Genomic DNA, 26,036 nt, shown 5'->3' with positions numbered 1-26,036 from the left:
ACCCGACCATGACTACAACCAATCCCGTCCGCTGGGGCATTCTGGGGCCAGGCGGCATCGCCAAGGCCTTCGCGCTCGGCCTCGCCCAAGCCAAGAGCGGCACGCTCACTGCCATTGGCGCGCGCAATCCGGGCAAGCCCGACCTCGCCGAGAACTTCCCGGGCGCGCGGATCGTCGATGGTTATCAGGCCCTCTTGGATGATCCCGAAGTGGATGCCGTCTATATCTCGACGCCCCACCCCTTCCATGCGCAATGGGCCATCAAGGCCGCTCGCGCCGGCAAGCATGTGCTGGTGGAAAAGCCCATGACGCTGTCGGCCGCTGCGACCGACGCGGTGTTCCATGCCCACCGCCAGGCTGGCACTTTTGCTGCCGAAGCCTTCATGTATCGCCTGCATCCCGTGACCCGCAAACTCGGCGAGCTCATCGCTTCGGGCGCCATCGGCGAAGTTCGGATGATTGAATCGAGCTTTGGCTTCCAGATGCCCCGCTTCATGCCCGAGCATCGCCTTTTCAGCAATGATCTGGCCGGCGGCGGCATCATGGATGTGGGCTGTTATCCTGTTTCCATCGCCCGCTTCATCGCCGGCGCTACCCAGAACCAGCCTTTCCTCGATCCCATCGAGGTCACCGGCACCGCGCGCCTCAATGCCGAGGGCACCGATGACTGGGCCGCCGCGACCCTCACCTTCCCCAATGGCATCATCGCCCAGGTCTCCTGCGCCGTGCTCGTCAATCTCGATAACACCCTGCGCATCATGGGCTCGGAAGGCCGCATCGAAGTGCCTCGCTTCTGGTTTGCCGGCGGCCCCAACAATGCCGGTGGTCCCGGCCGGATCGATATCGTCAAGCCCGATGGCAGCCGCGAAACCATCGACCTCGGCATCGACGCCCATCTGTTCTCGTTCGAAGCGGAAGCGGCGAGTCAGGCGATCCTTGCCGGCAAGACCCAACTCGATGCGCCCGGCATGTCCTGGGCCGATTCTTTGGGCAATGCGCGGGTCCTCGATCTCTGGCGCAAGGAAGCCGGCGTCGAGTTCGCCATCGAGCAATCGACCCGCGCCACCTCGACCGTTTCTGGCGAATCTCTGCGCGCGGGCGGCACCACCATCCCGCGCCGCAACCTGCCGGGCCTCCCCAAGGCTCTTTCCGCCGTGGCGCTCGGCTTTGAAGACTTCCGCACCTTTGCCTCGGGCTCAGTGCTGATGGATGCCTATTGGGAAAAGGGCGGCAATCTCTTCGATACCGCCTTTGTCTACGGCGCCGGCTATACCGAAACCCTGTTTGGTCAGTGGCACACCAGCCGCGGCACCCGCGAACAGGCGGTGCTGATCGGCAAGGGCGCCCATTCGCCCCTGTGCTATCCCGACCAGATCGGCAAGCAGTTGACCCAGTCGCTCGACCGGCTGCAAACCGATTACGTCGACATCTATTTCATGCACCGCGACAACACCGATGTCCCGGTGGGTGAATTTGTCGATGCCATGGACCGCGAAGTCCAGGCCGGCCGCATCCGCGGCATCTTTGGCGGCTCCAACTGGACGCGCGAGCGCATGGACGAGGCCATCGCCTATGCCGAAAAGACCGGCAAGCAGAAGCCCGGCGCCCTCTCCAACAACTTCGCCCTCGCCGAAATGCAGGACGTCATCTGGCCCGGCTGCGTGTCCTCGTCGGACGATGCGTGGAAAGCCTGGTTCCGTGACCGGCAGATCCCCAACTTCGCCTGGTCGAGCCAGGGGCGCGGCTTCTTTACCGACCGTGCCGGTCGCGACAAGCTCGACAACGAGGAACTGGTCCGCGTCTGGTACAACGAGAAGAACTTCGGCCGCCGGGACCGCGCCGTGCAACTCGCGCGGGAACTCGGCAAGAGCCCCATCCATGTGGCCCTGGCCTATGTGCTGCACCAGCCCTTCCCCGTCGTGCCGCTGATCGGGCCGCGCACCCTGGCCGAACTCGATGACAGCATGTCGGCCTTCGACATCAAGCTGACGCCCGAACAGGTCCGCTGGCTCGAAGGCTAGGACCTCCTGCAACTGAGGGGAGCCCCCCGGGCTCCCCTTACTAGTGCCAATCGGGATGCGCCGCGCGTTGGCGCATGATTTCGTCGGCGAGCGGCTGATACACCCGCCGCCCGTCGCCCTCGCGATGATGCTCCAGCAAGCCATTGTGGCACGGCCGGTCATCGTCCCAGCCGAAATGATTGAGCACGGGATAAAGGCAGATGCCCTCCATGGGCACGCCCTGCTCGCGCGCTGCCGCGACTTCTTCGGCGATATAGGCAAACCAGGCCGGCCGGCGCTCGTCTTCAATGCCAGTTTCGGCCACCAGCAACGGCCTCTTATAGCGGGCATGCGTGTCCGCGAGCATCTGTCGTAATGGACGATAAGACGGCGAGTCCATCTTGATGGTCCGCCCCTTATGGAACCACTGATTGTTGTGGTAGTAATTGACCCCGACAATGTCGAGCAGGTCAGGCGCACCCCCAAGCTCCGGCAGCAGGCGCCCCGACAACATGTCCCATCCCTGGAACTGCGCCTGTGTATGCCCTTGCGCTATCTTGGCCTGCTCCGGCCGGCTCGGATAGGCCACAATGTTGATGATGGGGTCGCAATGCACAAACCGGGCTCGCGCGTCCACCTCGCGAATGGCGCGCATCGCCGCCACCGACGCGCGCGCCAGTTGTACCTTGAGCTCGTATGCGCGCTTACTGGCAAAGGGGTTCAGATAGCGCGCATCCCCGCCCGCCCAGGCAAAGAACGAGATTTCGTTGACCGGGGCATAAAACGGCACCGCATCGCTTTGCTCACGCACCAGTTGCGCCGCCGCCCTCGCGAACTGGGCGAACCGGTCCACAAAGACCGGTTTCCAGATATCGATATCGTCGGGCCAGCCATAATGCAGCAGGTCCCAGACGACCTGGGTTCCAGTCGCTTTGGCCGCTTGCAGCATTCCCACCCAGCTCGACCAATCATACTGGCCCGGGCTGGTCTCGATCCGGTACCAGCGCACGCCATCTCGCACAGTGCGAATGCCGAAGTCCTGCAACTGCCGGTAATCCTCAGCGGCAAATTGGTCATGTTCGCTGGATGCAATGATGTCGAGCCGCAAACCGCTTTTGCGCTTATGTGTCGAGCATTCGAACCCGCCCTGCATAAAGGACTGGAACAGCTTCGGCGCCGGCGCCGGCGCTGGGGCGCTCACGGGACCGCTCCAGCGGCATCAAGGTCTTGTCCGAGCATGGCTTGTTCTCCCCGCCAGCCGGGGGCCTCCTTTGCAATAGGGGGCCAGCCCGACAGCCCGGCACGTGGCCTGTCGGCGCTGAATCCGCAGGCAGGCTCGAAGGTTAAGATCGCCCGGCAGGTCCTGGCCTGCGCCAGATCTCCGGCAGTCAAGCCGATACCGAGCTCACCCCGAGCGTTGTCCGCCCATTCATCAGCCGCAATGGCACGCTGGCAGCTTCGATTGCCTCCTGCACCAATGCATCCATATTCATGGCGGTCTTGTCCCAGCTCATCTCCGCCAGGATCCTGTCTACGCCAGGCAGCCATCCGGCGGGAGCAGCTGCAAGCTCAAGCGCTTCTTCGCAGGCCGCCACGAATTCCGCGGCACCTGCCGCAATGCTGACGCCCCGCACCTTGCCATATTGGCGCACCACATCGGGCACCGGTGTTGACACCACCGGCTTGCCCGCCGCCAGATATTCCGGCGTCTTGGTGGGACTGATGAACTTGGTGGCTTCATTGACCGCAAACGGCATCAGCGCCACGTCCCACTTCGCCACGATGCCCGGCAGATCGGCATAGTCGCGCTGGCCCACAAAGCTGATATTTGATGCCTGGGGCAGATCGGCCGCGCTGATCTTGACCACCGGCCCGACAATCTCGAACGACCACTCTGGGCGCAAGGCTGCAACCTCAGCCAGCAGGTCCAGATCCATCCGCTCGTCGATCACCCCATAGAAGCCAAAAATCTTGCCCAGCTGCCGAGGACGGCGAGCTTTGGCGAAGTGGGTGGTATCAACGCTGGATGGAAAGGGGTGGATATTGGCGTGGGCGTGCCGCTTGGCTTCGTAAAGGCTGTAGCCGCCGGTAAACACCGCATCGGCCCGCTTCAGCAGGTCGGCCTCCAGTACCCGCAGCCGGGGCGGGGCAAAGCGGAAATTGGCCAGCTCGTCCATGCAATCATAGATCACGGCGGCGGCGTCCACATGCCGGGCAAAGCCAAACATCATGGGCGTATAGAACCACAGCACCGGCTTGCTTATGCGATTGACCTTGAGCATCAGATCGAGCAGCGCCGCAAGGCCCTGCTCCCGCTCCGCTTCGCTCCAGGACCGCGGCAGCCTTGGCCGGACGGCAATCACTTCCGTGCCCGCAAAGGGGTGATATTCCAGATAAGGCAGGTTGTGATCGGTCGGGATGTATTCTTCGAAGAAGAACACCCGCCGCTTGGCCGAAAATCGTTGCATCAGGTGCTGTGGGCGCTGCAGCACGAAGTCCCATCGCAGATGGGAGAAACAGATCAGCGGGTTTTCATCCGCTTCGAACCGGGACGGATAGGCCTTGGACTGCGCGAGGGGGGCTGACATTGAGTCTCCTATGCCAAAGCTGCCGCCAAGCGGCTATGTAAAGCGAAACGAACGGCGCCGGCTTTTGGATGCGGTGCCGCCAACACCAACATCAGTCATAAATCGAGCGCATTATGAGCTCGGCCGGGTGGCAACTTCCCGGTCTCTTGGCAGCCCGCTCCAAGCCTCCGCCACGGGGCGAATGGGCTGGCTCCCGCGCGTTCAGAACCCGTTCAGAATGGGTTCATCTAGATGAACAAACAGCGGTTTTGCCTCGCCTCGGCCCCTCCATCAGTCTGAAAAGGAACGCGGCGGCAGAAGCGGAAGCGCACACCCATTGGCTGGAATTGTCGCTGCCACGCCTTGGGCCGGCTTACCCTAACAACGGGCAGCAGGACGAATGGTTCCCTACTAACCCTTTATATTTACGCAACAATTTGCTCAGGTTCATCGGATGGCGCCTTGGGCAGGAAGCGCCGGCTGAACCGCGCGAAGCTGTCGAGATAGGTCAGCATCACCGGCACCACCACCAGCGTCAGCGCCGTGGAACTCACCAGCCCCCCGATCACCGCCTGCGCCATCGGCGCATTCTGCCCACTCCCCTCATGCAAACTTAACGCCAATGGCAGCATGCCAAAGATCATCGCGAGTGTCGTCATGATGATGGGGCGGAACCGGGTGCCGCCCGCTTCCACCAGCGCCTCGTAAAGGTTCCAGCCTTCCCTGACATGCTGATTTGCGTTGTCTACCAACAAGATAGCGTTCTTGACGACAAGGCCCATCAGCATGATGAAGCCAATCACCGAGAACATGTTGAGCGTAGAACCGCCGATCAGCAGCCCCACCATCACGCCAATCAGCGCCAGCGGCAACGACACCATGATCGCCAGCGGTTGCAAGAAACTGCCAAACTGGCTGGCCAACACAAGATAAATGGCAATCACCGCCAGCAGCAGCGCCGAACCGGCCGAACTCGCGGTTTCGTTGAGCTGTTCCACATCCCCGCCCAATGAAACACTATATCCTGCTGGGAGAACTAAGCTTTCCGTCGCGGCCTGAACCGCTGGCATGACGTTGCCGAGTTCAACACCAGCCAGGCCGGCCTCAACACTGACCTGGCGCGACAAATCCTGCCGCAAAATCTCGCCCGGCCCGGTGGACTGGACGATCTCGGCGACTTGATCCAGCCGCACCATACCGTTGGAGCCTGTGGCCCCGCTCTGGGTAATCGGCAGCGACCCCAACGCGGTAACGTCATCGCGCGCCCACTCCGGCAGCCGGACGGAAACCGTGTAGCTGTCGCCATCAGGCGCGGTCCAATCAGTCACATCCTGACCACCCAGCATGGGGCCAAGCGTATTGCCGATCTGCTGCAAGCTGACGCCAAGATCACTGGCGCGATCCCGATCAATTCGCACGCCCAGAACGGGCTGGGCGGCATCGAGGCTCGATTGCACATCCACTAGGCCCGGGATTTCCTCCATGCGCGCCTGCAACTGGTTGGCTAGCCGCTCCAGCACAGCGAAGTTGTCGCCATAAATTGTCACCGAGATGGGCGCACTCAGCCCCCCAAGTCCCCCCGCAGCACCCACCATGAACGTCGCTCCCGGAATTTGCGCCAGGGCCTCGCGCACCGGGATGGTCATTTCTGTTGGCGTGCGCTCACGCAGTCCCTGATCCACCATGGACACCACAATCGTCGCGCGGTTGTCACCTGTGGTCGTACCCGCATTGATTGTCGCATAGGTGCTTTCGACCTCGGGGAAGCGCTTGAGCGTTGAATCCACCTGCAGCACCTTGCTGGCCGTGTATTCGATGGAGGAACCCGGAGGCGTCTCGATCTCGACCTGGAATTCACCCGTATCAGTCGCCGGAACAAACTCCACGCCCACAAGTGGGAACAAGAAGAAGGTGCCGACAAAGGACAGCAATGCAATCCCAAGCGTGATCTTGCGGAATTTGAGGCACCAGCGCAACAGGCCACGGTATCCCTGTGCGATCCACTCAAAAAACCGGTCGAACTGCGCCACTGCGCGCCCCACCGGCCCGCGCTTGGCGCCCGGATGGGCGGCCGGATCATACCAGACGCTCGACATCATCGGATCAAGCGTGAAGGCCACAAACAGTGAGATCAGCACGGCAACGGACACGGTGACCCCGAACTGCAGGAAGAACCGGCCTAAAATGCCTTCCATGAAGGCGACCGGCATGAACACGGCAACAATGGATAGCGTGGTGGCGAGCACCGCCAGGCCGATCTCGTTGGTGCCATCCAGCGCTGCCTGCCGGTGCGACTTGCCCATATGCAAGTGCCGCATGATGTTTTCGCGCACGACAATGGCGTCATCGATCAAGATGCCGACGGCCAAAGACAGGGCCATCAGCGTCATCATGTTGAGGGTAAAACCCAGAAAATACAGCACGATCATCGTGCCGATGATCGATATGGGCAGCGTCAACCCCGTGATCACCGTTGAGCGCCAGGAATTGAGGAACAGGAACACGATAACGACGGCGAGAACCGCGCCCTCGATCAGCATGTTCTGCACCGCATGGAAAGACTGCTCGACCGGAATGGCGTTGTCCCTGACGATGTCGATGCGCACGCTCTCCGGCAGTTCGTTCGCCTGCAGATCGGCCAAAGTGGCGCGCACCTGCTCGGCGACCTGCACCGTGTTGGCGCCCTGCGTCTTGACAACGTCAATCGCCAGCGCCGGCCGCCCGTTCAGCAGCGCGAGGCTTTCCACCTCCGCCTGCCCATTCTCGACGACGGCGACGTCGCGCAGATAAACTGGCTGACCACCCTGGCGCCCCACGACGATGTCGAGGAAATCGGCTTCCTCGCCGATGCGGCCCTCGACCTGGATCGATTGCACCTGCGCACCTTCGGTAATGGAACCTGCCGGTAGGTTCTGGTTCTCCTGGCGCAGCGCCTGCAGCACCTGGTCGACCCCAATATTGAACGCGTTCAGGCGATCAGGATCGACCAGCACGTTGAGTTGGCGCGGCACGCCCCCGACCACAGTCGCGCGTCCTACGCCGGGAATATTGGATAGCCGCGTGACAATCTCGTCCTCAGTGAGCGCCGTCAGATCGCGCGGCGACATTGTTTCCGAGCTGACTGCCAGCGAGATCACCGGCAACTCGGAAGGATCGAAGCGAAGCACCTGCGCATCCCCGGCGTTGTCGGGAAAGTTCGCTTCAACCGTGGCCAACCGGTCGCGAACATCCTGCGCCGCCGTCTGCGAGTTGACGTTCATGTCAAAGATGATGATCACGAGGGCCTGCCCGGCCTGCGAGGTCGACTGGATGGTGTCGAGCCCACTGATCGTGTTCACTGCCTCTTCGATGGGCTCGACAATGTCGTTTTCCACGGCCTCAGGGGAAGCGCCGGGATAACTCACCACCACGGCAACCACTGGCAGGTCGATATCGGGCAACTGCTCGATGGGCAGTCGTTGATAGGAGTAGATGCCGAACACCAGCATCGCCACCATGATCATGGTGGTAAAGACGGGCTGATTAACGCTGATTCGGGTAAGAAACATCTAGCCCTCCACCATCTCGACGCGATTACCGGGCTGCAACTGGCTCAGCGGAGCGGTAACGATCATGTCGCCAGGCTGCAGACCCGCTGTGATCTGCACCAAACGGCCCCCGTTCCAGGTGGACCCTTGCTCGATGGCTTGACGCACGACGTGATCGCCTTCGACCTTGAGCAGGAAGAACCCTTCGGCATCCTCGCGCACCGCACCGGTAGGTACCGCCAAGGCGTCGACCGCTTCGGCAACCACGATCTGGCCGGTGGCGAACATACCGCCGCGTAACAGGCCATCGGGATTATCGAGGCCAATGTAAACCGGGATGGTCCGAGTGCCTGCTACGGCTACGGGGTTGACCCGATCAACCGTGCCGTCAAAGGTCCGGTCTCCAAACCCTTCCACGTTGATCAACACCGGCTGCCCGGCGGCAACGAGGCTGCTCGCGCCCACCGGGGCGGCCGCATCCATTTCCATCTGGCTGAGATCGACAATGGTGAAGAGGGGCGTTCCGGGTTGCACGGTCTGACCCGGCTCCACCGCGCGCTCTGAAATGATACCGCTCATGCTCGCGCGCAGGGTGGCGTTTTGCACCGCAATGCGCGCCGCCTCCACCTGACCTTCCAAGGCAGCAAGATTGGCGCGTAGCGCGTCCACACTCGACTGCGCCTCTTCAAGGCCCGATGAAGCGGACAGTCCGCGCTGGATCAGATCAGTGGTGCGCGCCAGCTGACTTTCAGCGAGCTGCAACTGGGCACGAGTGGCTTCGGCGGTGTTGGTCTGCTGGTCGAGCTGAATTTGCAGGCTCTCGGTGTCGAGCTGCATGAGCACATCGCCCTCATTCACCGTGTCGCCCGGCCGGGCCAGCACGGCCACAACCCGGCCCGCCACCTGCGAACCCAACTGGGTCTGGCGCTGTGGCGCAAGGGAGCCCGTCACCTTGACCAATTGCTGCAGCGTCTGAGGCTCCACCTGGGTGATCTCGAGAGGATTGAGCTGCATCACCGGCTCGGCCGCCTCAGCGACCGGTGCCGGCTCAACGGGAGCCGGTTGGGCTCGCATCCAGAGGAAATAGCCCACCCCGCCCAGCACAAGCAGGGCCAGCACGATCCAGGGTCCGAGCCGCCGACGCGGTTTTAGCCCTGCGGCTTCCCGGGCGGCATTGTCGCGCTCACGTTTACTTTGCGCCCATTCTGGCTTGGGTGTGTGCCCAGTCATGGTGTGTTCCCGTATTGATGGGGTTGGCCCCGATATCTTCCGCAAGAGCCCGGTTCTCGCGCCCCTTTGAACCGGTCGGCGGCCAAAGCAAATGTCAGCCTATCTCAGACGCAACGCGGCGTCCTTGTCCCCCATCAATGCTTGAGCCCGCCAACCAGCACCGCCCGAGAGTGCAGCCCTCGTTCACGCTTTCGAGTTTCGGCCCACCGGGCTACTGCCTCTGGCCACCCCTTCGGTTGTCATTCAGGTTGGAGACCGTCCACCTTCCCGCCACGGCGAGTGATTTGGTTTACGACACATTTCGGCAGCCCTATGGCAATCACCCTGACCCAGCAAGTTGGATCGGCCTGGGAGGTGAATGACCAGATAAGCACGCGGCCGCCAATTGGGAATAGCGTTGCACCATTGCGCGGGCGGCCTCGGCATCGGCACCACCATTACTGCCGGCAGCAAAGCTCCAGAGGCCGATCTGAAACCCCAGATAGCACAGCTCCATGGCGTCGAGCAGCTCCGGATCGGCAGGCCGGCCCGCGGCTGCTGCCACCTTCTGGGCGAGGCTGGCGCGTTCGGACGCCGTGAGTTCCAGCTCGACTGCCGCCCCGGCGAGATCCCAGGCAATGTCCTGACAGCCCACCAGGTCGTGGGCCGAGTCGTGATCCAGTGCATCGGTCTTCAACAATCGCCCCTGCGGGCTGACCAGCCACTCCCACCAGTGCAGGCGATTGTCGGTATGAGCCGGTTGCACTCGGTCAGCGAGCGCCTCCGGAGCGCCCAGTTCCATGCTGACCCGCTTGGACGCATCCTCCCCCAGCACCACGCCGATATTGTATCGCGCCATCTCGTACAGCTCGGTAAGCGATGCCCCCGCAGCGTCGGCGGGAAAGGCCCGCGCGCGAAAGCTGAGGTACTCGCCGACCTGCTCCAGCAGCCAGCCCCGTTCTGGCTGTGCTTGGCGCAGACTGCTGCCGTCGGCCCAGCGCTGCACGAGGAAGCCGTGGCACATACCCGCGATTTCCGGGGTCCATCCCGCTTCCACCAACTGGTGCCCGCGCCGCAGCCTGTCGTCCGCCATGCGGCCCAGCCCAGCCCATTTCAGCAGCCAAGTGCCGGTTGCCGAAACCGCCAGCAGCTTGCGTTTTTCCAGCCCCGTGTCAACAGGCGGCCAATTGGCCGCATCAGGTGATCCAAGCTGCCGCCAGTCGCCTCCCGAGATATCCCGCAATGGCTCCTGGAGCGGCCCGATCAAGGTCTCGACCCAACCCGCAAGGCCGCCCATGAAACCAGTTCTGTTCAGCACGACACTGTCGAAACCGATGCTGTGGCGTTGTGCTCGGGCCCAGCGTTCGCGATGGCGGGACTCGGCCTGAGGTCCGAGATCTCCTGTATGGCTGGGGAAGAAGTGGATCTGCTCGGGCGAAATGCCGGCAGCCTCCAGCCAATCGGCAACGCTGCCGAAGGAACTGCCCGATAGCCCGGGGCCTTCGTCTACTATGGCGAACTGGGCTTGCGGGTCCGCGAGGATTCTGGCGGCAAGCCTTGGTGCGACGGTGATCTGCCGATGATAGGGGTGTCCATGAGGGCGCAGCGTGAACATGGAATCGGCGCCCAGGCCTGCCGCAACCATGGCGGCGAGACCCGTGCCAATGCTCCGTATGCCGAGCACCACGGTATGGGGACCCAACCCCGATCGTTGCGCTGCCAGGAGATAGCTTTCGGGAAAAAGGGCGTAGAACGCATAGCCCTCGGCTTGTTTGGTGCGGATCGAAACCGAACGGCTGAGTTGGTTCAGCTGTTCGACGGGAACTTCGCCGCATTGAAGTTCGCAACCGGCCCAGGACCGTCCCACCATCCCGGCCAGCCCGATCAGCAGGGTGCTGCTTGCTAGTGCATCAGCGCTCCAGTCGTCAGCTTCATCCATCTTCCAGGCGATATCGAGCAATCCTTGCGCCAACTCGCCGGCACGGATGAAGGCACTTACCAGCGCCGCATGCCGGGCAATTCCAGGCGGCATCCCCTGCAAACCCAGCAGCTTCTGGGTAATTTCCGCCCCCAGATCCCGGGCATTTTCGAGCCGCTCGGCGTCGCCATAAACCAGCATTTCCCCAGACTCCCTTTACTCACGGCGCTCGGCAACGCACAATGCAGCTCTGTGTTAGGCGCCAGGAGGCGTTCCCGCGCAACGGGAACCAAGCCCCGGGGCGCCGTTTTGCACCAGCATTGTAGATGCTTAGCGAGGAATATAGGGCATGGCTTCAAAGAAGATTCGCATCGGGCTCGTAGGGGTGGGCAACTGCGCATCTTCATTGGTTCAGGGACTCACCTATTATCGCGACGCCGACGGCAATGAACCCGTGCCGGGGCTCATGCATGTGGACCTGGGCGGCTATCATATCCGTGACATCGAAGTTGCGGCGGCTTTCGACGTGGCCGAGGGCAAGGTCGGGCGCGATGTCGCCGAAGCCATCGGCGCCGAGCCCAACAATACCCATCGCTTTGCTCAGGTTGCTCCCACGGGGGTAACCGTTGAGCGCGGCCCCACTCTGGATGGTATTGGCAAATACCTCGCTGACGCAGTAACCGAGTCTGATGCGCCGGTCGCCGACGTGGCCGCTATTCTGCGGGACGCGCAAGTGGACGTGCTCATCTCCTACCTACCGGTGGGCTCGGAAGAGGCGACGAAGTTCTATGCCGAGCAGGCCTTGGCTGCCGGCTGCGGCTTTATTAACTGCATTCCCGTTTTCATCGCCTCGCGCGCAGAATGGGAACAGAAGTTCGCTGACAAGGGCCTGCCAATCATTGGTGATGATATCAAGAGCCAGGTTGGCGCCACCATCGTGCATCGCATGCTCGCGAACCTGTTCCGCGAGCGCGGCGTCAAGCTGGACCGCACCTATCAACTCAATTTTGGCGGCAACACCGATTTCCTCAACATGCTCGAGCGCGAGCGGCTGGAATCCAAGAAGATTTCCAAAACCCAAGCGGTCACGAGCCAGATCGACGTTCCCCTTCCCGCCAACGACATCCATGTCGGCCCCAGCGACCATGTGCCGTGGCTGACCGATCGGAAATGGGCCTATATTCGGTTAGAAGGCACAACTTTTGGTGGTGTCCCGCTCAATGCAGAACTCAAGCTTGAAGTCTGGGACTCGCCCAATTCGGCTGGTGTGGTGATTGATGCCGTCCGCTGCGCCAAGCTCGCGCTTGATCGGGGTATTGGCGGCGCGTTGGTTGGCCCTTCCAGTTATTTCATGAAGTCGCCGCCGACCCAGTTTACCGATGACGAAGCGCGCCAGCGCACGATGGCCTTTATCGCCGGCACGGAGGACGGGCTGCTCGGAGCGGCCGAGTGACCACCACTTTTTATCTGGTCCGCCACGCGGCCCATGACAATGTCGGAGGGTTTCTGGCCGGACGGACGCCAGGCATCCGGCTGGGTGAAGCAGGCCGCGCTCAGGCTGCACGGCTTGGCCAGCGCATGGGGAGCGAGCAGTTCGATGCCATTTATGCCAGTCCGCGTGAACGGACTCAGGAAACCGCGGCGGCGATAGCAGCTGAGCGCGACTTGCCGGTCCATACTGCGCCCGAACTCGATGAAGTGGACTTCGGCGCCTGGTCAGGCAAGACTTTCGACGTGCTCAATACCGACCCAAGCTGGCGGCAATGGAACACGATCCGCAGCCTCAGCCGCACGGCCGGTGGAGAATCCATGCTGGACGTGCAACGCCGGGCACTCACATTGCTGGAGCGCCTTGTCGCAGAGCATGAGAACAGGCGCCTCGTGCTTGTCAGCCACGCCGATATCATCAAGACACTGGTCAGCTATGTTCTGGGCCTTCCCATTGACGCCTGGCCCCGTTTCGATATCGGCCCGGCATCCATCACGACAATTGTCGTTGGTGACTGGGGCGCCAAGCTCTGGACGCTGAACGAAGTTATCTCCTAGCCAGCGTGCCCGTATCCATCAGCATCCAAGCGCAGCAACAAGGAACAGTCATGGCTTTGTCGGCCGATGAGTTGAAACAAAAGATTGAAACCTTGGGGCCGTGGTTCCACAATATCGATCTGGGCGGCGTTTGGACTGCGCCCAACCACTTCCTGGGCGATTATCCCGGCCGCAAGTACCGCAGATTTGCTGACGCGATCCCCGCTGACCTAACGGGCAAGAGCGTGCTCGATATCGGCTGCAATGCCGGCTTTTACTCCCTCGAGATGAAAAAACGCGGCGCCGATCGGGTGCTGGCGGTCGATTTTGATGACCATTATCTCGACCAAGCGCGCTTTGTCGCCCAGACCGCCGGAGCCGATATCGAATTTCGCAAGCTCTCGGTCTATGATGTCGGCGCGCTGGCCGAAAAATTCGACGTCGTCATCTTCATGGGCGTCCTCTACCATCTGCGCCATCCGCTTCTTGCCCTGGACCTGATCCGCGAGCACGTCGCCAAGGACCTCCTTGTGTTTCAATCCATGCAGCGCGGCTCGACCGAGATCCTGCCACTTGAGGGGGATTACCCCTTCTCGGAAACGGCGATCTTCGATCGGCCCGGCTATCCCAAGCTCCACTTTATCGAGCAGCGCTACAGCAACGACCCAACCAACTGGTTTGTGCCCAATGCCGCGGCCGCCGAAGCTCTGCTGCGCAGCGCGGGTTTTGAGATCGTCAGCCATCCCGAGCAAGAGGTCTATATCTGCCGCGCTGCGGCACAATCCCCCTACGCCAAGCCGGTCTACCCGGCCACAGGAGCCACTGCATGATTGAAGCCGCGATGATCTGGAACGAGCCCAACAACAAGTCGCATTGGGACCCCGAGATCGACCCCGATTGGAGCCGTTTCGGCCAGATGGTCAATTTGGCGGCCGATGCCATCAAGGCACAGAACCCCGCGATCAAGCGTGTGCTCGGTGGCATTTCGCCCATCGATCCCGGCTTCATCAACCGCATGAAGGGCTATGGCGTGCTCGACCGGCTCGACGCGGTCGCGCTGCATGGTTTCCCGCTCGATTGGAACCTGTGGCAGATCGGGGAATGGCCGGCCAAGGTCGACGAAATCCGCGCCGTCACCGACTTGCAGATCTGGATCAGCGAAGTGGGCATTTCCACTTTCGGTGCCGAGGAGGTCCAACTCTGGGGCCTGCAGCGTACCGCCGAGTTGCTCAAGGGCAAGGTCGAGCGCATGCAGTGGTACAGCCTTTACGATCTGCCCCGCGAATGGGAAGCCACTACCCGTCACCGTGAGGCCGAGGGCTCATCCTACTACCGGCACTTCTACATGGGACTGCTGCGCGAAGACGGCACGCCCAAGCCAGCCTACGAGGAGTTCCGCAAGCACACGCCCGATATGGGCGTGGTGCAGTGGTTTCATTACCACGATCACCGGCTCGATGATGCCGTACGGCACATGAAGGATCTGGGCGTCACCTATATGCGCACGGGTCTGTCCTGGGCTGACAGCTTCCGTCCTGATGCCCTGGACTGGTTTGACCGCCAGATGAAGGCGCTCGAAGACTTCAACGTCACGGTGACCTTCTGCTTCACGCCAGAACACCGCGGTATCGCGCCTCATCACACCAGCGCTCCACAGATGCCCGAGGAGTTTGCCGAGTTCTGCCGCCAGATGATCGAGCGCTATGCGCCCGCCGGCGCGACCATGGTGAGCGGCTCAACCGTCGCACCGCTGCGGGTTTGATCCGTTGGGGGCGGCCGTCAGCCGCCCTCCCCCTTGATCTTGAGCTTGTCCACCAGCTTGCCGATGCGCCCCCGCCCATAGGCCACGCCGTGGTAGAGCGCCAGCGCCGCGCGACCCCAGCCAACATAGAGCCGAGGCTGCCCGGTCTTCTTGGCGAGCCAGGCCATGCGGTGGCTCCAGGTACTGATCCCGAAACGCATGATGTAGATGAGCTTGCGCCGCGGAGCGATGCCCTGCCGCGTGGGAGCAACTCGCTTTTGGGGCCGAACGCCCAGTTTGGGCCAGCTCAGACGATATGCGAGCCCCTCGCGCCGCTGGCGGAACCCCGCTGCCTGGGTTTGCACCACGAACTCGTGGTCGACCGGCTGCAGATCCAGCCCCCCTTCGCCGATGGCGTTCTGCACCAGACCATGCACCAGCGGCGAACGCACGATCACCACATTGGTGCCGCGCCCGTCCGATGAATAGGGCTCCACCCAGGCATCGCCAAAGGCGATGTCGGCGGTTTCCGCCACCACGTCGTCGCAATAATTGCAGGCCGAGTTCATGAAGAACCCCGAGCCCCAATCGCCATCCACGAGGTGCCACCAGTCCTGCGTGCGGGCGCTGCCATCGCGCTGCGTCAGCTGTGCCGTGTACCAATTGGCGGGCCGGTCAGGGTTCTTGAGCCGGTACTCGACTTTTTGCACCTCGCTCCACTCCGCGCCCATCTGCCAGGCAAAGCTTTCGATCATCCGGGCGCTTTTCATGTGGCCGCAAAACAACCCCAGCACGAAAACGATGCGCTCCTTGAGGACAGGATCTTCCTCGCGGAGGAGATTTACCGCTTTGATGAAACAGGGGATGCCCACCACCGCGTAGCGTCCGGGCACGGCGCGGATTTGCGCGATGACCCCGGCCATATCCACGGGGTAATAGCGCGACTTGGCGCCGCCCCGCAGTTCGTCAAGATCGCGCGAGATGCGATAGCGGAAAAAGCCGTTGCCGGTTTCGGGCAGCTCGGGCGCGACATGGGCGACGCCTTCCACCAACCCCTTGCGCAGCAACTCCGCCGCGACCCAGCTGACCATTCCGCCCGAACTGCCTTCGGCCCGGAAATCGGGCTCGGCCACGGCGCCCACATAGGCAGCCTCATAGCGCCCTACGCGCGGATCGCTTATCGGGGCCTCGGGGAAACGCTCCAGCGCCAATTGATCCTCGTTGCGCGCCAACGGCGAAAACGGACAGGTGCGCGAAAACGCCTCAGTCGCCTCGCCCATGAAACTGGCCGGGCCGATGGGCTTTTTCTGCCCGTAGGCGTCCCAATCCATCGCCGCCGCACCGTTATTCGCCTGCGCGACGCAACTGCCGCAGCCGATGCACAGTCCCGAGCGCACGATGGCGTCAGGACTGACCAGTTTGGGCTCCGCCCGCTTGGGCGCCGGATCAAGCAAGGACATGGTCGAGATAGCCGTTGGAATGAACACGCAAGGCTTCGATCCGCGCTGCCAACATGGGGTCGAGAGCTTCTCCCAAGATGGCAGCATATTGCTCGCCCGATGTCTCGGCACTGGCAAGGTGCCGTTCGGCCCCCACCGTCGCCATGAGATCCCGGACCTTGTTGGAGCGGTAATCGGACAGGGCGGCCGCAAATGGCTTGTTGTTCAGGAGCGCAAATACGCAGCCATGGAAGAAATTGGTGGCGACCGCACTCGCCCCAGCCATGAAGCACGCGAACTCTTCGGGACCCGCTTCGATCCAGCTCTCGTCGGCCCAGTCATTGCGATAACCGATGCTGACGAGCCGCAGCCCTTTTTCCTCCGCAAACCGGCGCACGCCGTCCCGGAACCATCCCGGCAATCCATGCCCATAAAGCGCCAGATAAGGCGTCTCGGCCACAAGCGGCTCCGCCGCTGGGGGGAATTGCAGGCAAGGATCGAGCACCAGGGTCGGCTCGAACCCCAGCGCGTCGCTGACGAGGCGATGAGAATTGGCGTCGCGCACTGCAATCGCATCGAACTGCCGAAGTTTGTCCGCCCAAGCCGGATCGAGGCCATCGGCGGCGGGGTAATTGCCAAAACTCGCGGCGTAAGAAGCCAGTTTTCCAGCGCGCAGCCCATCGCCATAAAAGAGGGGCACCGCGCCGTACCAGGGGTGACGCAGGTTCCAAACTTCATCGCTGCCGACGAGGATCAGGTCGAAGGGCTCCATAGCTTCGGGCGCATGAAGGGCAAAGCGCTGCGACAGCGGCAATTGGTCAAAGGCGGCAAAGAACTTGCCCATCTTCTCGCGATAGCGCGGATAATCTTCGGCGGAAGTCTTGATCGGCAGGAGGGGCTGCAGTGCGCAGCGCCATTCCAGGCGATTCACCCGAGCGGAGTCATGTTCAAGCAACACGGCGTCCAGCCCCCGCGCCCGCAGGCCGTCCACCAGTTGCCGCGCTTGCCAATACGAGCCGTAATTGATGCACTGATGAAAGGTGAGAACGCCGAGCCTTTGCGGTGCAACCATGCGAGACACTATCCGAAGCAATAAAGAACGAGGCCTTAAGAACACGAGGGGGAATGGGAAGGCAATGGCTCGCCCGGCCCTCCAGCGTCGAAGTCTTGGTGGACAAGGGCGATATTTCCAACGCTAGCTTGCTCCTGCGAGTAGCAGGCAAAGCTGGCAACCAGAGCCTAACCGGATACGGTAAGCAAGCCGTTCATCATGATCCTAAAGGTTCAGAGCTGCCCGGGCATCGGCCGATGCAGCCGGCGTGATCTGCTCGAAAGTGCACTGGCGCGGCGCCTTGTCAGGCCGCCAACGATGCAGCCGCGTCCCATGCCGGAACCGGCCAGCAGTGACATGGTCATAGAAAACCTCAACCACGAGTTCAGGTTTGAGTGGCACCCATTCCGCAGAACGTTCGGTGCTCCAGCGGCTAGGGCCGCCCGGGGCGTCGCCGGTGAAGCCTTCGCCGCCGGCAAGTGCTTCTACTCGCGCGGTGATTTCGGCCCGGTCTCGCGACGCGATGCCCGAGGTGAAGCCCACATGATCGAGCAAGCCTTGCGCGTTATAGAGCCCGAGCAGCAGGGAGCCGACCTCGTGGTTATTGCTGCTATAGCGAAAGCCGCCCACGACGCAATCGGCTGTTCGTATGCGCTTGATCTTGAGCATCGCCCTCACGCCACTCTGATAGGGAGTATCGAGGCGCTTGGCGATAACCCCGTCGATTGTCGCCCCCGTCTCGCCTAGCCAACCCTCGGCCAGCGCCCTGTCCTCGGTGCGGGGGGAAAGGCGCAGTCGCGCGGCTTCCGGTGCATTGGTCAAAAGGGCCTCAAGCTTCTCGCGGCGTTCTTCTAGAGGCGAGTTAATAAGGCTTGCGCCACTGGCATCGGCCAGGAGATCAAACGCGACGAGCAGGGCTGGCGTCTCAGCGGCGAGCTTACGCACGCGGCTTTCTGCGGGATGCAGTCGCATCTGCAGGGCATCAAAGGACAGGCTTTCCCCAGTTGGGATCACAAGTTCACCGTCCAACACGAACTGCTCGGCAGGAACCTCCGCGAGCGCAGCGAGCATTTCCGGGAAGTACCGGCCCAAAGGCTTGCCGGATTTGGCGAAGAGCGCAACCTCACCTCCGGCCTTGACCGCAATGCAGCGAAAGCCATCCCATTTCGGCTCGAACTGCCAGCCCTCGCCTTGCGGCAAGTCCTCGACGAGCTTTGCCTCCATGGGCTCGATGAAGTCGGCAGGCGGGGGTGGGGAAGGTGTCGCGATCTTGTGCACTTTGGGCATGGGGGATACTCCGCTTCTTCAAGCGGACTCCCTTGCCCTTGGTTCCCGCAAGCGGCATGGTCCGGCTAATTGCCGCGAAAGGATTACCTATGATGAACACCAGTGCGCTCGACGCCGTCCTCGCCCAGGTTGACCAGGGCCTCGACGCCAGCCTTGAACGGCTCAAAGCCCTGCTGCGCATCCCATCCATCTCGACCGATCCAGCCTTTGCGCAGGATTGCCAACGCGCCGCCGATTGGCTGGTCGCGGACCTGCAAGGCCTCGGCTTTGAGGCCGCCGCCCGTCCCACGCCTGGCCACCCGATCGTTGTCGCCCATGGTCCACAAACACCCGGGCCGCATGTGTTGTTCTATGGTCACTATGACGTGCAGCCGGTCGATCCCCTCGCGCTCTGGCACACCGACCCCTTTGAGCCCGTGATCAAGGAGGGTCCCGAAGGCCGCACCATCATTGTTGGGCGCGGCGCCTCGGACGACAAGGCTCAGCTAATGACCTTCCTTGAAGCCTGCCGCGCCTGGAAGGCGGCTACCGGCAGCTTGCCCGTGCGCGTCTCCGTAATGCTGGAAGGCGAGGAAGAAAGCGGTGGCAAGAACCTGCCCGGCTTCATGCAAGCCAATGCCCAAGAGCTGCGCGCCGACGTGGCGCTGGTGTGCGACACCGATATGTGGGACCGCCAGACGCCGTCCATCACCTCCATGCTGCGCGGCCTTGTGGGTGAGGAGATCACCGTCACCTGCGCCAACAAGGATTTGCATTCCGGCATGTTCGGCAATGCCGCGCGCAATCCCAACCAGGTCGTCGCTGATATCGTCGCCTCCTTGCGCGCTCCCGATGGGAGCGTGACGCTTGAGGGCTTTTACGACGACGTCCCCGAAATCACCCCGGAGTTGCGCGCGCAGTGGGAAGGTCTTGGTTTTGACGATGCCGCGTTCCTGGGCAGTGTCGGCCTGTCGATCCCGGCCGGGGAAGCGGGTCGCTCGGTGCTGGAAACGATCTGGTCGCGCCCGACCTGCGAGATCAATGGCATCTGGGGCGGTTATACCGGCGATGGCTTCAAGACGGTTATCCCCTCGCAAGCAAGCGCCAAGATCTCGTTCCGGCTCGTTGGCAATATGGATCCGGACAAGATCCGCGCGGCCTTCCGCCGGCATGTGGAAGCGCGCATTCCGGCCGATTGCACCGTGACCTTCAAGGAGCATGGCGGCTCGCCGGCAGTTACCGTGCCCAGCGAGGGCATCTATCTGCGTCAGGCGCTCAAGGCGCTGACGGACGAGTGGAACAAGCCGGCCGTGATCACGGGATCGGGTGGCTCGATCCCCGTGGCCGGAGAATTCAAGTCCATTCTTGGGCTCGACACGCTGCTGATCGGCTTTGCGCATGTGGATGATGCCATCCACTCACCCAACGAAAAATATGACCTCGAGAGCTTCCATCGCGGCATTCGCGCCTGGGTGCGGGTGCTCGCCGCCTTTGCCGATTCCGCCAAGGCCTGACGTGTATTGGACAGCCGGCAGGTCAGGCCGCCGGCTGTCCGCCCAGGAACTGCACCGCCTCGGCACCGGCCACAATGGCGCGCGCCAGGGCATCAGCCGGCTCGGCGCCCCCCAGATGGGCCGCCACAAAGCCCGCGGCAAAAGCATCGCCGGCCCCCGTGGAGTCGACGACCGGAACCACGGGCGCGGGTAGCGCCAGCCGCAGGCCGTCCTTGCCGCCCAGGGCGGCGCCATAGCGGCCGCGCTTGATCACCACATTGCTGAAGTGATCCCCCAGCAGCCGCATCTGCGGCTCAAAGCCAACCACTCCGCAAAGGGTTTCCGCCTCGGTGTCGTTGGCAAATAGCCAGTCGGCGCCACTGGTCCAGCGCAGGAACTCGGCCGGCCCAACCTCATCGAGAAAGCCGATGGACGCGGGATCGATAGCTACCTCGATGCCACGCGAGCGAGCGGTGGCGAGCAGCGCCTGCACGGCATGGCGCGGTGTTGCAGCAAAAAAGCTGTAGCCCGATACCATTACCATTCCGACACCCTCAAGCAGGCTTGCGGGCAAGTCTTCAGCACACAGATGCAGGTTTGCCCCGCGGTCGGTCAGGAAGCTGCGCTCGCCGTCTGGGTCGAGCAAGGTCACCAAGACCCCTGAGGGCAGGGATTTGTCGGCACCAAGCGCCGGGATCACTCCCAGACCGCGGAAGTAGTTCTCATACATCGGCTGGTCCGCAACCCCCACCCGGGCAGCAAACAGCACTTCTGTCCCCATGGAACCCAGCCACACGGCCTGGTTGGCGCCCGAACCGCCGGGGCGGCTGCGAATAGTGGCGCGGCGGTCCGAGCCTTGCACAACAGGGCCTTCAGGCTGGACGATGACGTCCGTCATCACGTCCCCGATCACCAAGACCCGGCTCATGCGCGATGCAGCGTCGGCTTGGGCGATGCGCGCTCGGCCAGAGCCACGGCAATCTGGGCGGCAACGGCGGCGTTGTTTTTCACCAGCTCGATATTGGCCTCGAGTGACTTGCCTCCGGTAAGCTCGAACACCCGCTTCAGGAGGAACGGAGTGAGGGCCTTGCGGCTGACGCCTTCCCGCTCGGCATCGGCGATGGCTTCGGCGATGCGGGCTTCAATCGCTACAGGATCAAGCGCTGCAGCTTCCGGGATGGGATTGGCGATCAGCACTCCCCCGAGCCCCAGATCGGCCTGCATGGCGATCACCCGGGCTAGTTCGGCAACGTCGTCGAAGCGATGATCGACCTTGTGGCCGCTTTGGCGGGCCCAGAAGGCAGGAAAGTCATCGGTGCGATACCCCAGCACCGGCACGCCATTGGTTTCCAGCACTTCAAGGGTCTTGCCGATATCGAGGATCGACTTGGCGCCGGCGCAAACAACGGCGACTGGCGTGCGGCTCAACTCTTCCAAATCGGCTGAAATATCAAAGGTCTCCCCAGCGCCCCTATGCACCCCACCGATGCCGCCGGTGGCAAACACGGAAATGCCAGCAAGCGCCGCGATCTGCATCGTGGTGGCAACCGTGGTGCCGGCCATCACGCCCTTGACGAGGAGCGAGGAAACGTCGCGCCGGGAGGCCTTGGCGGCAGTGGCACCTTCCTGGGCGAGGCGCTCTAGGTCCTCCCCGCTTACGCCGACGCAGAACCGGCCATCCATGATGGCGATGGTGGCCGGGGTGGCGCCGTGTTCGCGCACTACGGCTTCCACCTGATGGGCCATGGCCAGGTTCTGTGGATAGGGCATGCCATGGGTGATGATGGTGGACTCCAACGCCACCACGGGTTGGCCGGCTGCGAGGGCTTTTTTGATGCCGCTGCTGACTGAAAGATAGGCTCTGCCGTCCATGGGAAATCGTTCCGCTGCCAGAATAAAGGCACTTTTGCGCCAGTGTGCGCGGCGGCTTGTGCGCCTTGTCGACGCAGGGCGTCAAGTGGGTCTGCGTGTGGTGCCATTTTCCCTTGTCGCCCCCGGCATTTGGCTCTAGTTTGGCAGCAATTCCAGCGTTGAAAGGGCACTTCGCTGTACACGGTTTGGGTTGATCGCGCCGTCTGCGCGGACCGATATGCTCCCGGCTTCGGGCTCACGGCAGCAGTTTCCTTCAGCGTTCCAGCGCGCTTGTTCGCCATGCCGGCAGGGGCTTTTGCCTCTCTGGCGCCACAAAGATGAACGCCCTCTGAACATTTGTTCAGGCGGCCAGTTCGCCTCCCTTTTCTACCCCTATTTCCATCTCACAGGAGCTCCATCACATGAACAAGTCGCTCGCACTTGCCCTCGGCACGCTCATGGTCGCGGCGCCGGTCCTCGCCCAGGAAGAGCCCGTGCTCAATGTTTATAACTGGTCGGACTATATCGCCGAGGACACCATCGCCAATTTCGAGGCAGAAACGGGGATCAAGGTCAATTACGACGTTTACGACACCAACGAGATCGTCGATGCCAAGCTTTTGGCCGGCTCGTCGGGCTATGACATCGTGGTGCCGAGCGGCAATTTCCTGCAGCGCCAGATCCAGGCCGGCCTGCTGCGCGAACTCGACAAGTCGCAGCTGACCAATCTGGGCAATCTTGATCCCGCAGTGATGGCGACCGCTGCCGACTTCGACCCGGACAATGCCCATGCCGTGCCCTATATGATCAACACGATCGGGCTGGGCTACAACACCGCCAAGGTCGCCGAGGCGCTGGGCGCCGATACGCCGATCGACAGCTGGGACCTGTTGTTCAAGCCGGAGAACGCGGAAAAGCTCGCGAGCTGCGGCATTGCCGTGCTCGACAGCCCATCGGAAGTGGTGGGAATTGCCCTTCATTATCTCGGGCTCGATCCCAATTCGGAAAGCGAGGAAGACCTGGCCAAGGCCGAGGAACTGCTGACCGCAATCAAGCCTTCGATCCGCTACTTCAACTCGTCCCAGTATATCGATGACCTGGGCAATGGCGAAATCTGCCTGGCGCTGGGTTATTCGGGCGACGTATTCATTGCTGCCGATGCGGCAGAAGAAGCCGGCCAGGGCGTGGACGTGGGCTATCTCATTCCCAAGGAAGGCGCGGGCACGCTGATCGACTTCATGGCCATTCCCGTGGATGCGCCCCATCCCGAAAACGCCCACAAGTTCATCAACTACATCCTTGAGCCCGAGGTCGTGGCCGCGATCACCGATTACGTGTTCTATGCCAACCCCAACCTGCCCGCGACCGAGTTCGTATCTGACGAGGTCAAGAACAATCCTGGCATCTACCCGCCAGCCGAAACCGTCGCCAAGGCCTTTGCCCTGACCGCGCATAGCCCCGAGTTCGAAGAGCTCTTGACCCGCACCTGGACCCGCATCAAAACCGGCCAGTAACAATTCCCACCCATCGGGGGGCGGCCGCAGTGCCGCCCTTCTGACTTTTCGAGTGCGCCATGGCCAAGAAACCCCAGATCGCCGCCGATACCCGACCCTGGCGCGACCCGGCAGCCAAACCTTTTGTGCGCATCAAGGACGTGACCAAGCGCTTCGGCGATGTTTATGCCGTCAATGAAGTTTCGCTCGATATTTTCCAGGGAGAGCTGTTCTGCCTTCTGGGTGGATCGGGTTCGGGCAAGTCGACCCTTTTGCGCATGCTGGCCGGTTTCGAGCAACCCACCAGCGGCACGATCGAGATCGATGGGCAGGACATGACCGAGGTGGCCCCCTATAACCGCCCCGTCAACATGATGTTCCAGAGCTATGCCCTGTTCCCCCATATGAGCGTGGAACAGAACATCGCCTATGGCCTCAAGCGCGACCACCTGCCCAAGAACGAGATCGCCGACCGGGTCGAGGAACTGCTCAGCCTCGTCAAGCTCCAGGATTACGGCAAGCGCCGGCCGCACCAGCTTTCAGGCGGGCAGCGCCAGCGCGTGGCTCTCGCCCGTTCGCTGGCCAAGCGACCAAAGCTGCTGCTGCTCGACGAGCCGCTGGGCGCACTCGACAAGAAGCTGCGCGAGGAAACCCAGTTCGAGCTGGTCAAAATCCAGGAATCGCTGGGCGTCACCTTCATCGTCGTCACGCACGACCAGGAAGAAGCCATGACGCTGGCCACCCGGATCGGGGTGATGAACTATGGCGAAATCGCCATGATCGGCGAGCCCACCGATATCTATGAATTCCCCAATTCGCGCTTTGTCGCGGGCTTTATTGGCTCGGTCAACATGGCCGAAGGCGTGGTGATCGACGACGAACCCGACCATGTGCGCATTCGCTCGGCCGAGCTCGGTTGCGACATCTATGTCAGCCATGGCGTTGATTGCGCGCCCGACCAGATCCTGTGGTGGGCGGTGCGCCCCGAAAAGATCAGCCTGTCGCGCGAAAAGCCCGAGGATGAGCACGACGCCAATGTCACCAAGGGCATGGTCGAGGAAATCGGCTATCTCGGCGACATGACGGTCTACCAGATCCTGCTCGCCAGCGGCAAGCGCCTGCGGGTGACGCAAACCAATACGGTGCGCGGCAATCCCGACGCGATCACCTGGGACGAGGAAGTGTATTGCGCCTGGGGTGGCAATGCCGGCTCGGTGCTGACGGTATGATGGAGTTTGCTGCCATTGGCGCGATCGGTCCCCTCCCCCTTGAGGGGAGGGCTAGGGTGGGGGTTCGGGCGTTTGAACGGCGCGAACTCAGGCAGTTGAGCCTGTTGTTAGGCCGGAACCCCCACCCCGTCCCTCCCCTCAAGGGGGAGGGTGTGGATCGGGGCCTCCGGTCATCAGTGACACACAAGTCCACCCCCTCTTCGGCCCTCCCCTCAAGGGGGAGGGAGGGCAAAGCAACTGCATCGAGGCCCGGAACGGTCGAGGGCGGAGTTATCCATGTCCAGTTTTGACATCGACAATCCCGCGCCGCGCCGGCGGACCTGGACCATGGTGGAGCGGGGGCTCGCCGCAGTTGGGATTTCGGGCAAGATGCTGGTGATCGCGGCACCCGCGATCTGGCTGACCGTTTTCTTCCTTGTGCCGCTGGTTGTGGTCTTCGGCATTTCGCTGTCGATCAAGCAGTTCGGCCGCCCGCCCTATTCCGACCTCATCACCTTTGATGAGGAAGGCACGGTGCAGCTGACGCTGCACCTGACCAATTACCTGCGCCTGTTCACCGACAATCTTTATGTCGCCGCGTATCTCAGCTCGATCCGCATTGCCTTTATCTCGACGATCATCACGCTCCTGATCGGCTACCCCATGGCCTATGCCATTGCCCGGGCGCCTGATCGCTGGCGCAATATCCTCTTGATGCTGGTGATCCTGCCGTTCTGGACCTCGTTCCTGCTGCGCGTTTATGCGCTGACCGGCTTCATGCGTGGCAATGGTGTGATCAACCAGTTCCTCGGGCTGTTCGGCATCGAGCCGCTGGTGATGATGCAGACCGATTTCGCCGTTTATGTCGGCATTGTCTATACCTACCTGCCCTTCATGATCCTGCCGCTCTACACCAATCTGGTGAAGCTGGACGGCGCCTTGCTGGAGGCTTCGGCCGACCTCGGCGCGCGGCCCTGGCGCACTTTCCTGTCGGTGACCATGCCGCTTTCCATGCCCGGCATCATTGCCGGGTCCATGCTGGTGTTCATTCCCGCCATCGGCGAGTTCGTGATCCCCTCGCTGCTGGGCGGACCCTCGACCCTGATGATCGGGCGCGTGTTGTGGGACGAGTTCTTTGCCAACACCAACTGGCCCCGGGCCGCGGCGGTGGCTGTTGCGATGCTGGTGGTTGTGGTGATCCCGATCATGCTGCTGCAAAAGGCGCAAGACGCCGTGGTGGAGAAGTAA

At 62.3% G+C, this 26,036-nt stretch carries 17 protein-coding genes and 2 pseudogenes; 9 read left to right on the top strand and 10 right to left on the bottom strand.

The window, feature by feature from the left end; translation table 11 throughout:
- Window positions 1-8: 8 nt before the first annotated feature.
- Window positions 9-2,021: an aldo/keto reductase gene (locus tag AC3YMN_RS00740; RefSeq protein ID WP_489888547.1), complete on the top strand. Its 2,013-nt coding sequence runs from the start codon at window positions 9-11 to the stop codon at window positions 2,019-2,021.
- A 40-nt stretch (window positions 2,022-2,061) separates the two neighbouring features.
- Here AC3YMN_RS00740 and AC3YMN_RS00735 read toward each other — a convergent pair.
- From AC3YMN_RS00735 to AC3YMN_RS00715, 5 genes and pseudogenes are all read right to left on the bottom strand, one after another.
- Window positions 2,062-3,168 (bottom strand): annotated as a pseudogene (locus tag AC3YMN_RS00735) (glycoside hydrolase family 1 protein); the annotation flags it as partial.
- Between the two features lie 274 nt (window positions 3,169-3,442).
- Window positions 3,443-4,468, bottom strand: a pseudogene (locus AC3YMN_RS00730) (glycosyltransferase); the annotation flags it as partial.
- 524 nt (window positions 4,469-4,992) lie between these two features.
- A complete protein-coding gene (locus AC3YMN_RS00725; protein WP_489888546.1) occupies window positions 4,993-8,115 on the bottom strand; it encodes an efflux RND transporter permease subunit in 3,123 nt (1,040 codons plus the stop codon).
- A complete protein-coding gene (locus AC3YMN_RS00720; protein WP_489888545.1) occupies window positions 8,116-9,324 on the bottom strand; it encodes an efflux RND transporter periplasmic adaptor subunit in 1,209 nt (402 codons plus the stop codon).
- Between the two features lie 319 nt (window positions 9,325-9,643).
- Window positions 9,644-11,422, bottom strand: a complete 1,779-nt coding sequence (locus tag AC3YMN_RS00715) for a hypothetical protein (RefSeq protein WP_489888544.1) — start codon at window positions 11,420-11,422, stop codon at window positions 9,644-9,646.
- Window positions 11,423-11,570: 148 nt separating this feature from the next.
- Here AC3YMN_RS00715 and AC3YMN_RS00710 point away from each other — a divergent pair, with 148 nt between their 5' ends.
- Genes AC3YMN_RS00710 through AC3YMN_RS00695 form a run of 4 tightly spaced genes read left to right on the top strand, consistent with a single transcriptional unit; the run spans window position 11,571 to window position 15,008 of the window.
- Window positions 11,571-12,674 (top strand): inositol-3-phosphate synthase, encoded by a 1,104-nt coding sequence (locus AC3YMN_RS00710; protein WP_489888543.1) that lies wholly within the window; start codon window positions 11,571-11,573, stop codon window positions 12,672-12,674.
- Entirely contained in the window at window positions 12,671-13,267 is a 597-nt protein-coding gene (locus tag AC3YMN_RS00705; protein WP_489888542.1) for a histidine phosphatase family protein, read from the top strand. Before AC3YMN_RS00710 ends, AC3YMN_RS00705 begins: the two co-directional genes overlap by 4 nt.
- Before the next feature lie 23 nt (window positions 13,268-13,290).
- The gene (locus AC3YMN_RS00700; protein ID WP_489889179.1) at window positions 13,291-14,076 is read left to right on the top strand and encodes a TIGR04290 family methyltransferase; all 786 of its coding nucleotides are present in this window, start codon (window positions 13,291-13,293) and stop codon (window positions 14,074-14,076) included.
- Window positions 14,073-15,008 carry a beta-xylosidase gene (locus AC3YMN_RS00695; RefSeq protein ID WP_489888541.1) on the top strand — a complete coding sequence of 312 codons (936 nt, stop codon included), beginning with the start codon at window positions 14,073-14,075 and terminating at the stop codon, window positions 15,006-15,008. The genes AC3YMN_RS00700 and AC3YMN_RS00695 overlap by 4 nt, the downstream gene beginning before the upstream one ends.
- A 17-nt stretch (window positions 15,009-15,025) precedes the next feature.
- Here the strand turns inward: AC3YMN_RS00695 and AC3YMN_RS00690 are convergent, their stop codons facing one another.
- The 3 genes from AC3YMN_RS00690 to AC3YMN_RS00680 all read right to left on the bottom strand — a co-directional run bounded on the left by AC3YMN_RS00690 (window position 15,026) and on the right by AC3YMN_RS00680 (window position 18,764).
- Window positions 15,026-16,447, bottom strand: a complete 1,422-nt coding sequence (locus AC3YMN_RS00690) for a Coenzyme F420 hydrogenase/dehydrogenase, beta subunit C-terminal domain (protein ID WP_489889178.1) — start codon at window positions 16,445-16,447, stop codon at window positions 15,026-15,028.
- Window positions 16,434-17,498, bottom strand: a complete 1,065-nt coding sequence (locus tag AC3YMN_RS00685) for a polysaccharide pyruvyl transferase family protein (protein ID WP_489888540.1) — start codon at window positions 17,496-17,498, stop codon at window positions 16,434-16,436. The genes AC3YMN_RS00690 and AC3YMN_RS00685 overlap by 14 nt, the downstream gene beginning before the upstream one ends.
- Before the next feature lie 204 nt (window positions 17,499-17,702).
- Window positions 17,703-18,764, bottom strand: coding sequence for an ATP-dependent DNA ligase (locus AC3YMN_RS00680; protein WP_489888539.1), 1,062 nt, complete (start codon window positions 18,762-18,764; stop codon window positions 17,703-17,705).
- Window positions 18,765-18,856: 92 nt separating this feature from the next.
- Between AC3YMN_RS00680 and AC3YMN_RS00675 the strand changes: the two genes are divergently transcribed.
- On the top strand, window positions 18,857-20,257 hold the full coding sequence (locus AC3YMN_RS00675) for a M20/M25/M40 family metallo-hydrolase (RefSeq protein ID WP_489888538.1): 1,401 nt from the start codon (window positions 18,857-18,859) through the stop codon (window positions 20,255-20,257).
- A gap of 22 nt (window positions 20,258-20,279) precedes the next feature.
- Here AC3YMN_RS00675 and AC3YMN_RS00670 read toward each other — a convergent pair whose 3' ends face one another.
- Together AC3YMN_RS00670 and AC3YMN_RS00665 are read right to left on the bottom strand one after the other, a co-directional pair.
- Window positions 20,280-21,164, bottom strand: coding sequence for a carbohydrate kinase family protein (locus AC3YMN_RS00670; protein WP_489888537.1), 885 nt, complete (start codon window positions 21,162-21,164; stop codon window positions 20,280-20,282).
- On the bottom strand, window positions 21,161-22,108 hold the full coding sequence (locus AC3YMN_RS00665) for a pseudouridine-5'-phosphate glycosidase (protein WP_489888536.1): 948 nt from the start codon (window positions 22,106-22,108) through the stop codon (window positions 21,161-21,163). Before AC3YMN_RS00665 ends, AC3YMN_RS00670 begins: the two co-directional genes overlap by 4 nt.
- Before the next feature lie 401 nt (window positions 22,109-22,509).
- Between AC3YMN_RS00665 and AC3YMN_RS00660 the strand changes: the two genes are divergently transcribed.
- The 3 genes from AC3YMN_RS00660 to AC3YMN_RS00650 all read left to right on the top strand — a co-directional run bounded on the left by AC3YMN_RS00660 (window position 22,510) and on the right by AC3YMN_RS00650 (window position 26,036).
- On the top strand, window positions 22,510-23,601 hold the full coding sequence (locus tag AC3YMN_RS00660) for a polyamine ABC transporter substrate-binding protein (protein WP_489888535.1): 1,092 nt from the start codon (window positions 22,510-22,512) through the stop codon (window positions 23,599-23,601).
- 59 nt (window positions 23,602-23,660) lie between these two features.
- Complete coding sequence (locus AC3YMN_RS00655) at window positions 23,661-24,809, top strand: ABC transporter ATP-binding protein (RefSeq protein WP_489888534.1); 1,149 nt, start codon at window positions 23,661-23,663, stop codon at window positions 24,807-24,809.
- 276 nt (window positions 24,810-25,085) lie between these two features.
- On the top strand, window positions 25,086-26,036 hold the full coding sequence (locus tag AC3YMN_RS00650) for an ABC transporter permease subunit (RefSeq protein WP_127754174.1): 951 nt from the start codon (window positions 25,086-25,088) through the stop codon (window positions 26,034-26,036).

It is taken from the genome of Devosia sp. Z11_6 (assembly GCF_058133665.1).
This window is presented reverse-complemented; position numbering and strand designations above follow the sequence as displayed.

Excerpts from the sequence above, each read along its gene's own strand:
- AC3YMN_RS00740 (WP_489888547.1), top strand. The coding sequence starts at position 9 with ATGACTACAACCAATCCCGTCCGCTGGGGCATTCTGGGGCCAGGCGGC.
- AC3YMN_RS00665 (WP_489888536.1), bottom strand. The coding sequence starts at position 22,108 with ATGGACGGCAGAGCCTATCTTTCAGTCAGCAGCGGCATCAAAAAAGCC.
- AC3YMN_RS00715 (WP_489888544.1), bottom strand. The coding sequence starts at position 11,422 with ATGCTGGTTTATGGCGACGCCGAGCGGCTCGAAAATGCCCGGGATCTG.
- AC3YMN_RS00695 (WP_489888541.1), top strand. The coding sequence starts at position 14,073 with ATGATTGAAGCCGCGATGATCTGGAACGAGCCCAACAACAAGTCGCAT.
- AC3YMN_RS00670 (WP_489888537.1), bottom strand. The coding sequence starts at position 21,164 with ATGAGCCGGGTCTTGGTGATCGGGGACGTGATGACGGACGTCATCGTC.
- AC3YMN_RS00655 (WP_489888534.1), top strand. The coding sequence starts at position 23,661 with ATGGCCAAGAAACCCCAGATCGCCGCCGATACCCGACCCTGGCGCGAC.
- AC3YMN_RS00725 (WP_489888546.1), bottom strand. The coding sequence starts at position 8,115 with ATGTTTCTTACCCGAATCAGCGTTAATCAGCCCGTCTTTACCACCATG.
- AC3YMN_RS00650 (WP_127754174.1), top strand. The coding sequence starts at position 25,086 with ATGTCCAGTTTTGACATCGACAATCCCGCGCCGCGCCGGCGGACCTGG.
- AC3YMN_RS00680 (WP_489888539.1), bottom strand. The coding sequence starts at position 18,764 with ATGCCCAAAGTGCACAAGATCGCGACACCTTCCCCACCCCCGCCTGCC.
- AC3YMN_RS00675 (WP_489888538.1), top strand. The coding sequence starts at position 18,857 with ATGAACACCAGTGCGCTCGACGCCGTCCTCGCCCAGGTTGACCAGGGC.
- AC3YMN_RS00685 (WP_489888540.1), bottom strand. The coding sequence starts at position 17,498 with ATGGTTGCACCGCAAAGGCTCGGCGTTCTCACCTTTCATCAGTGCATC.
- AC3YMN_RS00710 (WP_489888543.1), top strand. The coding sequence starts at position 11,571 with ATGGCTTCAAAGAAGATTCGCATCGGGCTCGTAGGGGTGGGCAACTGC.
- AC3YMN_RS00690 (WP_489889178.1), bottom strand. The coding sequence starts at position 16,447 with ATGTCCTTGCTTGATCCGGCGCCCAAGCGGGCGGAGCCCAAACTGGTC.
- AC3YMN_RS00720 (WP_489888545.1), bottom strand. The coding sequence starts at position 9,324 with ATGACTGGGCACACACCCAAGCCAGAATGGGCGCAAAGTAAACGTGAG.
- AC3YMN_RS00660 (WP_489888535.1), top strand. The coding sequence starts at position 22,510 with ATGAACAAGTCGCTCGCACTTGCCCTCGGCACGCTCATGGTCGCGGCG.